Raw genomic sequence first — 12,570 nt, 5'->3', positions numbered from 1 at the left:
GGCTTCCAGGGTGCGCAGGGCGCCACGGCGCCCTGCTTCGCCCGGTACTGCTTAGTTCTTCGACTGGTCAACCAGCTTGTTCTTGGCGATCCACGGCATCATCGCGCGCAGCTTGCCGCCCACTTCCTCGATCTGGTGCTCGGCGGTCAGGCGACGGCGCGAAATCAGCGTCGGGGCGCCAGCCTTGTTCTCGAGCAGGAAGCTCTTGGCGTATTCGCCGGTCTGGATGTCCTTCAGGCACTGCTTCATGGCCTTCTTGGTCTCTTCGGTCACCACGCGCGGGCCGGTGACGTACTCACCATACTCGGCGTTGTTCGAGATCGAGTAGTTCATGTTGGCGATGCCGCCTTCGTAGATCAGGTCGACGATCAGCTTCAGCTCGTGCAGGCACTCGAAGTAGGCCATTTCCGGAGCGTAGCCAGCTTCCACCAGCGTTTCGAAGCCAGCCTTGATCAGCTCGACGGTACCGCCGCACAGCACGGCTTGCTCGCCGAACAGGTCGGTTTCGGTTTCTTCGCGGAAGTTGGTCTCGATGATGCCGGCGCGGCCGCCGCCGTTGGCGGTAGCGTACGACAGAGCGATGTCACGTGCAGCGCCGGACTTGTTCTGATGCACGGCGATCAGGTGCGGCACGCCGCCACCTTGCGCGTACGTCGAACGCACGGTGTGGCCCGGGGCCTTCGGGGCGATCATGATCACGTCCAGGTCGGCACGCGGGATCACGGCGCCGTAGTGCACGTTGAAGCCGTGGGCGAAGGCCAGCGCGGCGCCATCCTTGATGTTGGCATGCACTTCGTTCTTGTACACGTCGGCGATCTGCTCGTCCGGCAGCAGGATCATGACCACGTCGGCGCCCTTCACTGCCTCGGCCACTTCCTTGACCTGCAGGCCGGCGTTCACGGCCTTGTTCCACGACGCGCCGCTCTTGCGCAGACCAACGGTCACGTTCACGCCCGAATCCTTCAGGTTCAGCGCGTGGGCGTGGCCTTGCGAGCCGTAGCCGATGATGGTGACGTTCTTGCCCTTGATGAGGGAGAGGTCGGCGTCCTTGTCGTAAAACACTTTCATGATGGTTCCTTCAATTTCTCAAAATCTGCTTATTGGGTGGCGGCGAAGCGCGCGTTTGCCAATTCTGGACTGAGCGCGCTGCGCTGCTTCGGGATACTGCGTGTCGGCTTTTGGCCGGTAGCTGCCGGGGGCGCCGGTCAGACCTTCAGGATGCGCTCGCCGCGGCCGATTCCCGAACCGCCGGTACGGACGGTTTCCAGGATCGCGGTGCGGTCGATGGCATCGAGGAACGCATCCAGCTTGCCGCCGTTGCCGGTCAGCTCGATGGTGTACGTCTTTTCGGTCACGTCGATGATGCGGCCACGGAAAATGTCGGCGGTGCGCTTCATTTCCTCGCGCTCCTTGCCTACGGCACGCACCTTCACGAGCATCAGCTCGCGCTCGATGTGCGCGCCTTCGGTCAGGTCCACCACTTTGACCACTTCCACCAGACGGTTCAGGTGCTTGGTGATCTGCTCGATCACGTCGTCCGAACCGGTGGTGACGATGGTCATCCGCGACAGCGACGCGTCTTCGGTGGGTGCCACCGTCAGCGTCTCGATGTTGTATCCACGTGCCGAAAACAGGCCCACCACGCGCGACAGCGCGCCGGGTTCATTCTCCAGCAGGACCGAGATGATGTGTCGCATTACAGGTCCTCCGCGCCAAGCAGCATTTCGGAGATACCCTTGCCAGCCTGAACCATCGGCCACACGTTTTCAGTGGGGTCGGTCTGGAAGTCCAGGAACACGGTACGGTCCTTGAGTCGGAAAGCCTCGCGCAATGCGGGTTCCACATCGGAGCTCTTCTCGATGCGCATCCCCACGTGGCCATAGGCTTCGGCGAGTTTGACGAAGTCGGGCAATGCCTGCATGTAGGAATGCGAGTAACGATTGTCGTACTCGATTTCCTGCCACTGGCGCACCATGCCCAGATATCCGTTGTTCAGCGAGCAGATCTTGACCGGGGTGTCGTACTGCAGGCAGGTCGACAGTTCCTGGATACACATCTGGATCGACCCTTCACCGGTGATGGTGACGACTTCCTTGTCCGGGAATGCCTTCTTGATGCCCATTGCGTACGGCAGGCCCACGCCCATCGTGCCGAGGCCACCGGAATTGATCCAGCGACGCGGCTCGTTGAACTTGTAGAACTGCGCGGCCCACATCTGGTGCTGGCCCACGTCGGAGCAGATGAATGCGTCGCCGTGCGTCAGTTCCCAGATCTTTTCCACCACGTACTGCGGCTTGATGATCTCGGAACTGCGGTCGTACTTGAGGCAGTCCACCGAGCGCCACTTCTCGATCTGTTCCCACCACTTGGCCAGGGCCTCGCGCTTGGGCTTGATATCGCTCGTCTTGATCTGGGAGATCAGTTCCTGCAGCACGTCCTTGACGTTGCCAACGATGGGAATGTCCACCTTGACGCGCTTCGAGATCGACGACGGGTCGATGTCGATGTGGATGATCTTGCGGGCCTGCGCGGTGAAATGGGACGGATTGCCGATCACGCGGTCATCGAATCGGGCGCCGATGGCGATCAGCACGTCGCAGTTCTGCATGGCCATGTTGGCCTCGTACGTGCCGTGCATGCCGAGCATGCCAACGAACTGCTTGCTCGTGCCGGGGAACGCGCCCAGGCCCATCAGCGTATTGGTGACCGGATGGCCGGTAAGCGCAGCCAGCTCGCGCAGCTCTTCGCTTGCGTTGGCCAGTACCACGCCGCCGCCCGAATAGATGTACGGGCGCTCGGCCGATTGCAGCAACGCCACGGCCTTGCGAATCTGACCCGAATGGCCCTTGTTCACCGGGCTGTACGAGCGCATGTCGATCGACTTCGGATACTCGTACTTGCAGCTGTTGCGCGACACGTCCTTCGGGATATCGACCACCACGGGGCCGGGACGGCCGGTGGCGGCAATGAAGAACGCCTTCTTGATCGTGGCAGCAAGGTCACGCACGTCCTTCACGAGGAAGTTGTGCTTGACGATCGGGCGCGTGATGCCAACGGTGTCGCATTCCTGGAACGCATCCTGACCGATCGCGTGGGTCGGCACGTTGCCGGTGATCACCACCATCGGAATCGAATCCAGATAGGCGGTGGCGATGCCGGTCACGGCATTGGTCACGCCCGGACCCGAGGTCACCAGCGCAACGCCCACCTTGCCGGTCGCACGGGCGTACCCGTCAGCGGCATGGACGGCGGCCTGCTCGTGGCGCACCAGGATATGTTCGAATTTGGTTTGCTTGTGGAGCTCGTCGTAGATATAGAGCACTGCGCCGCCGGGATAACCCCAGACGTATTCGACGCCTTCTTCGGCAAGTGCGTTGACGAGGATTTCCGCTCCGATCATTTCGCGAGCGGAGGATGAATTGCTATCGGCGTGGGAAAATTCCGCGCTGGGCATGTTCATTTCAGTCCTTTGCAATTTTCGGCAAAAAATTGTTTGGATGCTCTCTGCCGGGCTTTTGGCTCGGGTTCAAGCGGTGCGCGTCTGCATGAGAAGACCGCCTCATAAGCGGTCCGATGAGACAACCACTGATGTCGTGAACCTTCGATGATACTGCAATGCACCACTGCGGTCTATGGGCAATTCACATCAAATCACTGGAATCATGCAGCGGCGGCACAACGGCCGGTGACTGGTTGATTGCGATGATGTCTGCACTTGCATACAGCAGTGGCAGAGTCCATGTGTTTTTTGCTAGCATCGCAGACATTTCAGAGGTGCCGCAGGACTTAGGCGGCACATTCGGCCCGGCCCCCGCGCCCAACTGCTGTATTTGCCTGCATGGCCACCGATCAGGAACTCTCCGACTTTCTCGCCAGCGTGGAACGACGCGCCTTCAAGCAGGCCGTGTTCGCCGTGCGGGACGACGAAGCCGCGCTGGACATCGTGCAGGACGCCATGATCAAGCTGGCGGAGAAATACGGCGACAAATCTGCCGCAGAACTCCCGCCGCTGTTCCAGCGCATCCTCCAGAACACAATCCACGACTGGTTCCGTCGCCAGAAGGTGCGCAACACCTGGGTGACGCTTTTTTCGAACCTGCGCGACGAGCGCGATGGCGACGATAGCGACCTGCTCGACACATTGGAGGCCCAAGCCGGCACCGAGATGGCAGAAAGCAGCGCCGACAAGGTCGAACGCGCGCAGGTCATGCATATCATCGAGCAGGAAATCCAGCGTCTGCCCACGCGTCAACGCGAGGCTTTCCTGATGCGTTACTGGGAGGATATGGATGTAGCCGAAACAGCAGCCGTGATGGGCTGCTCCGAGGGCAGCGTCAAGACGCACTGTTCCCGTGCAACGCATACTCTGGCGCAAGCCTTGCGCGCGCGGGGGGTCCGACTATGAGCAGAAACGAACGAGATATCCAGGAGCGGCGCTTCGCCCACGAGATTCGCCTGGCACTTGATGCCTCGGCGGATGCACTGCCGCCGGACGTTGCCGAACGGCTCGCCGCCGCGCGGCGCATGGCGCTTGCCGCGAAGAAAGCCGAAGTGCGGGCGCATGTGCCGCAACTTGCCCTGCCAGGCGGCCACCACGGCTACGCCTTCGAGGAAGAAGACGACACGCCACTGCACCGTGCCGGTGCATGGCTGCGCAAGCTCGCGCTCGTCTGGACGCTGGTGGCGCTCGGCGCCGGACTCATCGGCATCTACCACTGGCAGCAGCAGAAGCGCGTCGAGGAACTCGCCGACGTGGATACCGCGATGCTGCTCGACGACCTGCCTCCGACGGCATACGCGGACCAGGGCTTCCACGTGTACCTGAAGCGCGGGCAATAAGACATGGCCCGCGCAAGACACCTCGCCGACGCCTTCCACCGCCGGGTTGCCAGACTATGGGCTGCCGGCCCCGCCGTCGCTGCACTTGTCGCCGCGCTTTGCGGCGGCTTTGCCACATCGGCGGTTCAAGCGCAGAACCCTGCCGCCAGCCAGCCGGCCGCGCCGCGTCCGATCACCAATGCGCATCCGACCTGGCTCGAGCTGCCGCCCGCACACCAGCAGGCGCTCGCCCCACTCCAGCCGATCTGGGAAACACTGCCGGAACTGAATCGGCACAAGTGGGAACGCATCGCCGAGCGCTATCCGAAGCTCAAGCCCGAGGAACAGAAACGCCTGCAGGAGCGGATGGCCGAATGGGTCAAGCTGACCCCGCAGCAACGCCGTCTGGCGCGCGAGAATTACCAGATCACGCGCACGCTGCCGCCCGAGAAGAAGGCAGAGGCATGGGATCGGTACCAGCAGCTTCCGGAAGAACAGAAAAAGAAGCTAGCCGCAGCCGAGAAGGTGCCGCGCCGGCCCGGGACTGTGAGCGCGCTGCCATCGGGCAAGCGCCCACCGGCCGATACCAGCCGACAACTCCGACCTGAGAAAAAGGCTGCCAGCGGCGCGGCAGCCGTAGCCGGCCCGGCATCCGCGGCCCAGGCTACCCCGGCGCTGTCGTCTGCATCGGCTGCGGCAGTCGCCGCAGCTTCCGCAGCTTCCGCACCTGCCGCGCCCGCCGCCACGGCACCCGCGCCGGCGGCCCCGCCCGCGCTTTCGCCTCCCGTAACCGGCGAAGCGGCCACCACCTTCGACACCACCGACACCCCGCGCCAGTAACGGCCAGCCATCTTGCGCTGACCGCCAGACCGCGCCTGAGCCGTCGCGCTCGACGCGTTTGGCATAATGGCTGCTTATCGCTCACGCCTTGCGCCATGCCAGTTGCCACGCCTGCCGTTTCTGCCCAGCCCGCTTCCAATCCGATGCCACGCACACCGCCGCTGCGCCGCCGCCTGCTTTGCATGCTCTATGAAGGCGTATTGCTGTTCGGCGTGCTGATGGCCGCCAGCGCGGTGTACATCGTTGCACGGCCGTTGCTGCAACAGATCGGGCTCGACCGCCCATATGTCGATCAGGCCTGGATGTTCCTAGTCCTGGCCTTCTATTTCTCCTGGTTCTGGCAACGGAGCGGCCAGACCCTGGCCATGCAGACCTGGCGCATCCGGCTCGAAACAATGGCCGGTACCCCTCCCCGGTGGCCGCAAGCCCTGTTTCGCTACGCACTGGCATGGCTGTGGCTGCCTCCGGCCGCGACGGTCGGCCATGCGCTCGGGCTGACCAAGGGCCCGTTCATTGGCGTACTGGCGATTGGCCTGCTGATCTGGATCTCGCTGGCCTGGCTCGACCCGCGCCGGCAGTTTCTACATGACCGCCTGGCCGGCACCCGGCTAGTTGACCTGCGGCCCGCATCGAAACCATGAACCTGACGGCCGCCGCGCTGCGCCGCATCGCTGTCGTCGTGCAGGCGGCGGCAGTCGGCGGGCTCGCGGCGGCACTTGCCGCCGGGGCGGACTGGTCATGGCCTGCGGCGATTCTGGCCAGCATCGCGGGCGCGTTGGTCGCCTTCGGCATCGGCGTCGCGATCGCCTTTCTAGTGACCCAGGCCGGGCTCGCCGTTCCCGCTTCGGCCCGGCCGCAACGGCCTGACGACATTCCTGCCCCAAGGCCGCTGAGCTGGCGCCACGCGGTGTCGTGCTATCTGGCCGAGTGCCGCGCGGTCCTGCGGATGTTCGACTGGCTGCAGCCATTCCGGTCGCGGCTGACATTCGCGCAGCCAACCGATCCGCTGCCTGATACCCCCACTGTGTTGCTGGTCCACGGCTATGGCTGCAATCACGCGGTCTGGCTCGACCTGGCTCCCGCGCTTGCCGGTGCCGGCTACCGTTGCGAGGGCATCGACCTGACGCCGGTGCTCGGCGATATCGACGACTACGCCGCCGCCCTGCTCGTACGAATGCGCGACCTCCACGCGCGCACCGGCTACCCGCCGCTGCTGGTCTGCCACAGCATGGGCGGGCTGGCAGCCCGCGCGGCACAGGTAATGGCCGATACAGCAGGAGAAACCGTACCTTGCGCCGGCATCGTGACGCTTGGCAGCCCGCATCGCGGCTGCCCGCTGGCCACCTTCGGCGCGGGAACGAACGCCCGTCAGATGCGGTGGGCCAGCCCATGGCTGACGACCCTGGCTGAGGCGGAGAGCCCCGCGATGCGCAGTCGCATGATCTCGGTCTTCAGCTGGCACGACTCGATCGCGGGCCCGGCCCACACGGCCTGGCTCGAGGGCGCGCGCCATATCCCATTGAGCGGGATCGGGCACGTCTCGCTGCTGCGCGATCCACGGGCGGTGCAGGCCACGCTGGATGGCCTCGCGACACTGCGAAAACAACCCGCTTCGACATCGGACTCGGCCCTCCCGTTGCCCCACGGAGACGCCTCGGCAAGGTTCATGTGACATTCATGTTTCCGTCACGGCTCCGTCATGACGCACTGGCTCAATGCAGCCATCGCCGATACCGGGGCCGCCATGATTCAAGCAATCCGATTTGCCCGCGGACGTCTGACGAATGTCGCGCTGCGACTGCGCGGCAAGCCTGACGCCACGCTACCGCTGTCAGCCGCGCTCGCGGCATTCATGCCGACACCGGCCGACCTGACTGCCGCCCTTTCCCGCAACACTGGCAATACTGGCAACGCCGGCGACAACAGCGACACCTCTCGCGACACCCTGCGCGTCCCCAACGAACCCAGCTCCACGCCCACGCCGCCCGTGGAGCATCCCACGCACCGCTACCGTGCGATCTGGCTGTCCGACATCCATTTGGGCACGCCGGGTTGCCAGGCCACATACCTGCTCGACTTCCTCAAGCACAACGAATCTGACGTGCTTTATCTCGTCGGCGACATCATCGACGGCTGGCAGCTTCGTCGGGGCTGGTACTGGCCGCGGAGCCACAACGACGTCGTGCAGAAGCTGCTGCGCAAGGCACGCAAGGGCACCGACGTCATCTACGTGCCGGGCAATCATGACGAAGTGGCGCGCCAGTTCGACGGCATGGCATTCGGTGACATCACGGTGCGCGAGGACGCGGTCCACGTGACCGCCACCGGCAAGCGCCTGTGGGTTGTGCATGGCGACCTGTTCGACGGCGTGGTGCAACACGCGAAGTGGCTGGCCTACCTGGGCGATTCGGCGTACACGATGATCCTCGCGCTGAACCGCCACTTCAACCGCGTGCGCGCGCGGCTCGGATTCGACTACTGGTCGATCTCGCAATACCTGAAGCATCAGGTCAAGAACGCGGTGAGCTACATCAATTCGTTCGAGCACGCGATGGTCGACGAAGCCCGCCGGCGCGGCTGCGACGGCGTGGTCTGCGGCCACATCCACAAGGCCGAGATCCGCGATGTCGATGGCCAGCTCTACTGCAACGACGGTGATTGGGTGGAAAGCCTGTCCGCCCTCGTGGAGACCATGGAAGGCGAACTGAAAATCGTCTACTGGACCACGCTGCTCGATCCGCCGATTCCCGCAGGCCGCCGCCGCCGTCGCACGGCCGAATTGGCTGCCTGATCCTTGCCTTACCACCCGCCCCCGGCAGTCGCGCCATTGCATGAATGGCGCGCGATGCCCGCTCGTCACAACAACAACGCACCTGAGCAAGGAGATTCGATGAGAGTCCTGATTGTCACCGACGCCTGGGAACCTCAGGTCAACGGCGTGGTGCGCACGCTGAAATCCACCCGCCGCGAGCTCGAAGCCATGGGTCACACCGTGGACCTGATCACGCCGCTCGAATTCCAGACGATCCCCTGCCCGACCTATCCCGAGATCCGGCTGTCGTTGCTGCCCTCGGGCAAGGTGCGCCGTCGCATCGACGCGTTCCGTCCCGACGCGCTCCATATCGCCACCGAAGGGCCGCTTGGTCTGGCCGCGCGCCGTTACGCGATGCGGCACGACCTGCCTTTCACCACGGCCTACCACACGCGCTTCCCGGAGTACGTGCAGGCGCGCTTCGGCATTCCGCTGGCGTGGACCTACCGTTTTCTGCGCTGGTTCCATGGCTCCGCGCGTGCGGTGATGGCGCCAACGCCCGTGGTGCTCAAGGATCTGCACGATTACGGCATCACGAACGGCGTGCTGTGGACGCGCGGCGTCGATCTCGATGTCTTCACCGCGCAACGGGCGAACGTCCTGAACACCGCGCACCCGATCTTCCTCTACGTGGGCCGCGTGGCGGTGGAAAAGAACGTCGAGGCATTCCTGCAACTCGACCTGCCAGGTTCGAAGTGGGTGGTGGGCGATGGCCCCGCGCTGGCCGGCCTTAAGGCGCGCTATCCGTCGGCGAACTACCTCGGCGTGCTCAAGCAGCCCGAGTTGGCAAAGGTGTATGCTTCAGCAGATGTCTTCGTGTTTCCGAGCCGCACCGATACGTTCGGACTGGTCCTGCTCGAAGCATTGGCAAGCGGGCTGCCGGTGGCGGCCTACCCTGTCACCGGGCCGATCGACGTGCTCGGCAACAGCCCGGCCGGCGTGATGCACGAAGACCTGAGAGAGGCCTGCCTGGAAGCCCTGCGCATCGACCGCGCAACGGCACGCGCCCACGCGGAGAAGTTCTCGTGGCGCGCCGCATCCGAGCAGTTCCTCACCCATTTGCGTCCGCTGCCAACAGGCACGGGCGGAACCGACAACTCAGCGCCCCCAGTCGCCCCAGATCATGGCCAAGCCTCATCAAACGCTACCGCCCGATCCGTCGCTGCACCGGCCGACGGCCGCTCACATGGCGGCTGAAGTCGAGTCCGAATATTCAATCGCCAGCAATCCACACAAGGGAAATCGGGGGCTGACGCGCGCCTGGCACGCGGCAATCAACTCGGCGTCGGGGTTGCGCTACGCGATTCTGGAAGAAAGCGCGTTCCGTCAGGAACTGACGCTGGTAGTGATCCTCACGCCGTGCGCGTTCGTCATTCCGGCAACGGTCGTCGAACGCGTGATGCTGCTGGGCACGCTGCTGCTGGTGCTGATCGTGGAACTGCTCAACTCGAGCGTGGAAGCCGCGATCGACCGGATCTCGCTGGAACGGCACAGCCTGTCCAAGCGCGCCAAGGACTTCGGCAGCGCGGCGGTGATGCTGGCGTTGATCCTGTGTGGCGGCACGTGGGCCGCCATCGCGGGACCGCACGTGGTGCGGTGGGTGGGGATGCTGTTCAACTGATCAGCCAGATCGGCCAACCGGCCAGTCGGCCAGCATCCCGGGAGCGGAGGGTCAGGCCTTCTCGCGGCCTTCCTGCCACTTGTCGACATGCACGCGCGGCGCCGCCGCCAGGCGGGCGAGCATATCCACCGGTTCGGTGGACACGTGCAACATGTCCGCATGGACCTGCTTCAGGAAGCCCTCGCTTACGGCGTGTTTCAGGAACCCGAGCATACCGTCGTAGAACCCCGCTACGTTGAGCAGGCCAACAGGCTTGTCGTGGTAGCCGAGCTGCGCCCACGTGAACGTTTCAAACAGCTCTTCGAACGTGCCAACGCCGCCGGGCATGGCGATGAACGCATCGGCGCGATCCGCCATCATCTGTTTGCGCTCGTGCATGTTGCGCACGATGTGAAGCTCGGTCAGGCCTCGGTGACCAACCTCCTTCTGCATCAGCGCTTCCGGAATGATGCCGATGGCGGCACCGCCATGCGCCATGACGCTATCGGCCACGATGCCCATCAGGCCTACATTGCCCCCGCCATAGACCAGAGCCAGACCCCGCTCCGCCATGGCCTGCCCAAGCGCTCGCGCTGCTTCGGCGTACTCGGGCCGAAAACCTGGGCTCGACCCGCAATAAACGCAAACCGACTTCACTTTCTGTCCTTTTCAAGCTTTGCGGCATCCGCCGCGGCCTTCTGCGCCGCGTACTCGCGCGCGAGCTGGTCGAATGCCTCACGCGCCTTGCCACGCAGGTACGGCGCGAGAATCGAGAAGATGTGATAGCTCGACCCATGCAGATAGCCGCGAATCTGTTCGGGGTCGTTGTACTGGCGCGGGTGCTGCACGAACTGGAACGACAGCCAGTACGTGGCGATCACGACGATGTTGGTGCAGATCGCGTCCACCTGTTCCGGCGTGGCGTCCATGTCGCCATCCTCCTGGAACTGGCGGCAGATCTCGAGCGCGAAGCGCTTCTTCTGATCGACGATGCGCTTGAAGTTGGTCTCCAGCATCCGGTTGCGCGCCAGCAGGTCGTTGATGTCGCGATACAGGAAACGGTAGTTCCACAGAAACTCGGACATGTACTGCAGATAGCCCCAGCTCTCCCCCAATGTGGCCTTGTGGTCTTCCGGCATTTTCAGGCGACGCTCCATCTCCTGCTCGAAGCGCACGAAGATGGAATTGATGATGTCGTCCTTGTTGCGGAAGTGGTAATAGAGATTGCCAGGACTGATTTCCATGGCTTCCGCAATCGTCGTCGTGGTGACGTTGGGCTCGCCGAGTTCATTGAACAGGCGCAGCGAGACGTCGAGAATGCGATCCCGGGTACGACGGGGACCGGCTTGCGGTTTGGCTTCCATGGGCGTTGGAACGACTTTGTATCGGCAGAGTTGCGATTATAAGCATAGCGTCCGAGGCTTCCCCCGGGCGTGCGGCGAGAACCGCACCTGCGCGTCGATGCTCAGAATGACGAGCCTGGCTGTTTCAGATACGCGGCTTCCGCATCCGAATTCACCCGGCCCAGCACGGCGTTGCGGTGCGGGAAGCGGCTGAAGCGCGCGATGACGTCGCGATGCTTCTCGGCCCACTCCACCACATCGACTTCCCCGCCGCTGTCGTCGCGCAGGGCCATCATCTCCCGCACCGCGATGTTCTGCGCATCCAGCGATTCCGCATGCTCGAACGGCAAGTAGCAGAACATGCGGTGCCACCGCGTGCGCAACTGGCGATCCCAACCAAGGTCCAGCATCCGGCGTGCCGCCGCGAGTGCCTTGCCATCGGTGGCGAAGCTGCGTGGATCGCCGCGAAACATATTGCGTGGGAACTGGTCGAGTAGCACGATCCGGGCGCAAGCGCCCTCCGGCGTCACGGACCAGTCGTCCTCGGCGCCGTCATGCGCGGCCTGCCAGCACGACAGGAAGCGCCCGCGGACCGTGGTATCGAAGTTCACGCACTTGGTGAACCATTCGCGCCGCGAAATGTTCCATTCCGGCGCACCCGGCAAGCCAAACCAGAAATCGAGCACGGTCTGCGCGGCCGCCGGCATCCGGTTATCGCTGGACATTGCGCATCCAGTCCGCAGTCTGGAACAACGCCTGCATCAGCCGCATCTGCAGATCTTCCGACAGCCCCACGTCCTGCATCGCCAGTGCCATGCAACGCATCCACTGGTCACGTTCGCTGGTGCCGATCTCGAACGGCAGGTGGCGCGCACGCAGGCGGGGATGGCCGAAGCGCTCGATAAAGTAATTCGGCCCGCCCAGCCAACCGCACAGGAACCAGAACAGCTTGTCGCGCGAACCCTCCAGCGAGTGCGGATGCAGCGCGCGCAGGCCGGCGAACTCCGTCTCCAGGTCCATCAGGTCGTAGAAACGATCGACCAGTTCGCGCACGCGCGCCTCGCCGCCGATCAGTTCGTACGCGGTAATCTGTTCCCGCTGCTCCTCGGGCTGGTTGGACTGCCCGTCGGGCGGGTTGGTGGATTCGGTGCTCATGG

At 64.0% G+C, this 12,570-nt stretch carries 15 protein-coding genes; 8 read left to right on the top strand and 7 right to left on the bottom strand.

Annotated features, from left to right (window positions below; translation table 11 throughout):
- Window positions 1–51 precede the first annotated feature (51 nt).
- From ilvC to B2246_RS04645, 3 genes are all read right to left on the bottom strand, one after another.
- Window positions 52–1,068, bottom strand: a complete 1,017-nt coding sequence (gene ilvC, locus B2246_RS04655; RefSeq protein ID WP_008643329.1) for a ketol-acid reductoisomerase — start codon at window positions 1,066–1,068, stop codon at window positions 52–54.
- Between the two features lie 137 nt (window positions 1,069–1,205).
- Entirely contained in the window at window positions 1,206–1,697 is a 492-nt protein-coding gene (gene ilvN / locus B2246_RS04650) for an acetolactate synthase small subunit (RefSeq protein WP_008643328.1), read from the bottom strand.
- Entirely contained in the window at window positions 1,697–3,460 is a 1,764-nt protein-coding gene (locus B2246_RS04645) for an acetolactate synthase 3 catalytic subunit (protein ID WP_008643327.1), read from the bottom strand. The genes ilvN and B2246_RS04645 overlap by 1 nt, the downstream gene beginning before the upstream one ends.
- Window positions 3,461–3,838: 378 nt before the next feature.
- Between B2246_RS04645 and B2246_RS04640 the strand changes: the two genes are divergently transcribed.
- The 8 genes from B2246_RS04640 (at window position 3,839) to B2246_RS04605 (ending at window position 10,091) form a co-directional block, all read left to right on the top strand.
- A complete protein-coding gene (locus B2246_RS04640; RefSeq protein WP_008643326.1) occupies window positions 3,839–4,405 on the top strand; it encodes an RNA polymerase sigma factor in 567 nt (188 codons plus the stop codon).
- Complete coding sequence (locus B2246_RS04635; RefSeq protein ID WP_008643325.1) at window positions 4,402–4,839, top strand: DUF3619 family protein; 438 nt, start codon at window positions 4,402–4,404, stop codon at window positions 4,837–4,839. The genes B2246_RS04640 and B2246_RS04635 overlap by 4 nt, the downstream gene beginning before the upstream one ends.
- A gap of 3 nt (window positions 4,840–4,842) precedes the next feature.
- On the top strand, window positions 4,843–5,658 hold the full coding sequence (locus tag B2246_RS04630) for a DUF3106 domain-containing protein (RefSeq protein WP_186426409.1): 816 nt from the start codon (window positions 4,843–4,845) through the stop codon (window positions 5,656–5,658).
- 95 nt (window positions 5,659–5,753) lie between these two features.
- Entirely contained in the window at window positions 5,754–6,299 is a 546-nt protein-coding gene (locus tag B2246_RS04625) for an RDD family protein (protein ID WP_035881718.1), read from the top strand.
- Complete coding sequence (locus B2246_RS04620; RefSeq protein WP_186426408.1) at window positions 6,296–7,330, top strand: esterase/lipase family protein; 1,035 nt, start codon at window positions 6,296–6,298, stop codon at window positions 7,328–7,330. The genes B2246_RS04625 and B2246_RS04620 overlap by 4 nt, the downstream gene beginning before the upstream one ends.
- A 27-nt stretch (window positions 7,331–7,357) precedes the next feature.
- Window positions 7,358–8,449, top strand: a complete 1,092-nt coding sequence (locus B2246_RS04615; RefSeq protein WP_411431788.1) for a UDP-2,3-diacylglucosamine diphosphatase — start codon at window positions 7,358–7,360, stop codon at window positions 8,447–8,449.
- A gap of 99 nt (window positions 8,450–8,548) precedes the next feature.
- Window positions 8,549–9,667: a glycosyltransferase family 4 protein gene (locus B2246_RS04610; protein ID WP_035881716.1), complete on the top strand. Its 1,119-nt coding sequence runs from the start codon at window positions 8,549–8,551 to the stop codon at window positions 9,665–9,667.
- Window positions 9,594–10,091, top strand: coding sequence for a diacylglycerol kinase (locus B2246_RS04605; RefSeq protein WP_080709678.1), 498 nt, complete (start codon window positions 9,594–9,596; stop codon window positions 10,089–10,091). Before B2246_RS04610 ends, B2246_RS04605 begins: the two co-directional genes overlap by 74 nt.
- Window positions 10,092–10,142: 51 nt before the next feature.
- Here the strand turns inward: B2246_RS04605 and B2246_RS04600 are convergent, their stop codons facing one another.
- The 4 genes from B2246_RS04600 to B2246_RS04585 form a co-directional block, all read right to left on the bottom strand.
- Entirely contained in the window at window positions 10,143–10,727 is a 585-nt protein-coding gene (locus tag B2246_RS04600) for a TIGR00730 family Rossman fold protein (RefSeq protein ID WP_008649791.1), read from the bottom strand.
- Window positions 10,724–11,434 (bottom strand): TetR/AcrR family transcriptional regulator, encoded by a 711-nt coding sequence (locus B2246_RS04595; protein WP_008649790.1) that lies wholly within the window; start codon window positions 11,432–11,434, stop codon window positions 10,724–10,726. The genes B2246_RS04600 and B2246_RS04595 overlap by 4 nt, the downstream gene beginning before the upstream one ends.
- A 101-nt stretch (window positions 11,435–11,535) precedes the next feature.
- Window positions 11,536–12,138, bottom strand: coding sequence for a DUF924 family protein (locus tag B2246_RS04590; RefSeq protein ID WP_286879862.1), 603 nt, complete (start codon window positions 12,136–12,138; stop codon window positions 11,536–11,538).
- A complete protein-coding gene (locus B2246_RS04585) occupies window positions 12,125–12,568 on the bottom strand; it encodes a group II truncated hemoglobin (protein ID WP_017514476.1) in 444 nt (147 codons plus the stop codon). The genes B2246_RS04590 and B2246_RS04585 overlap by 14 nt, the downstream gene beginning before the upstream one ends.
- Between the last annotated feature and the right edge of the window lie 2 nt (window positions 12,569–12,570).

It is taken from the genome of Cupriavidus sp. UBA2010, assembly GCF_002335265.1.
Lineage (GTDB): Bacteria > Pseudomonadota > Gammaproteobacteria > Burkholderiales > Burkholderiaceae > Cupriavidus > Cupriavidus metallidurans.
This window is presented reverse-complemented; position numbering and strand designations above follow the sequence as displayed.

Excerpts from the sequence above, each read along its gene's own strand:
- B2246_RS04630 (WP_186426409.1), top strand. The coding sequence starts at position 4,843 with ATGGCCCGCGCAAGACACCTCGCCGACGCCTTCCACCGCCGGGTTGCC.
- B2246_RS04640 (WP_008643326.1), top strand. The coding sequence starts at position 3,839 with ATGGCCACCGATCAGGAACTCTCCGACTTTCTCGCCAGCGTGGAACGA.
- B2246_RS04610 (WP_035881716.1), top strand. The coding sequence starts at position 8,549 with ATGAGAGTCCTGATTGTCACCGACGCCTGGGAACCTCAGGTCAACGGC.
- B2246_RS04590 (WP_286879862.1), bottom strand. The coding sequence starts at position 12,138 with ATGTCCAGCGATAACCGGATGCCGGCGGCCGCGCAGACCGTGCTCGAT.
- B2246_RS04645 (WP_008643327.1), bottom strand. The coding sequence starts at position 3,460 with ATGAACATGCCCAGCGCGGAATTTTCCCACGCCGATAGCAATTCATCC.
- B2246_RS04620 (WP_186426408.1), top strand. The coding sequence starts at position 6,296 with ATGAACCTGACGGCCGCCGCGCTGCGCCGCATCGCTGTCGTCGTGCAG.
- ilvN (WP_008643328.1), bottom strand. The coding sequence starts at position 1,697 with ATGCGACACATCATCTCGGTCCTGCTGGAGAATGAACCCGGCGCGCTG.
- B2246_RS04605 (WP_080709678.1), top strand. The coding sequence starts at position 9,594 with ATGGCCAAGCCTCATCAAACGCTACCGCCCGATCCGTCGCTGCACCGG.
- B2246_RS04585 (WP_017514476.1), bottom strand. The coding sequence starts at position 12,568 with ATGAGCACCGAATCCACCAACCCGCCCGACGGGCAGTCCAACCAGCCC.
- B2246_RS04625 (WP_035881718.1), top strand. The coding sequence starts at position 5,754 with ATGCCAGTTGCCACGCCTGCCGTTTCTGCCCAGCCCGCTTCCAATCCG.
- B2246_RS04615 (WP_411431788.1), top strand. The coding sequence starts at position 7,358 with ATGACGCACTGGCTCAATGCAGCCATCGCCGATACCGGGGCCGCCATG.
- B2246_RS04635 (WP_008643325.1), top strand. The coding sequence starts at position 4,402 with ATGAGCAGAAACGAACGAGATATCCAGGAGCGGCGCTTCGCCCACGAG.
- ilvC (WP_008643329.1), bottom strand. The coding sequence starts at position 1,068 with ATGAAAGTGTTTTACGACAAGGACGCCGACCTCTCCCTCATCAAGGGC.
- B2246_RS04595 (WP_008649790.1), bottom strand. The coding sequence starts at position 11,434 with ATGGAAGCCAAACCGCAAGCCGGTCCCCGTCGTACCCGGGATCGCATT.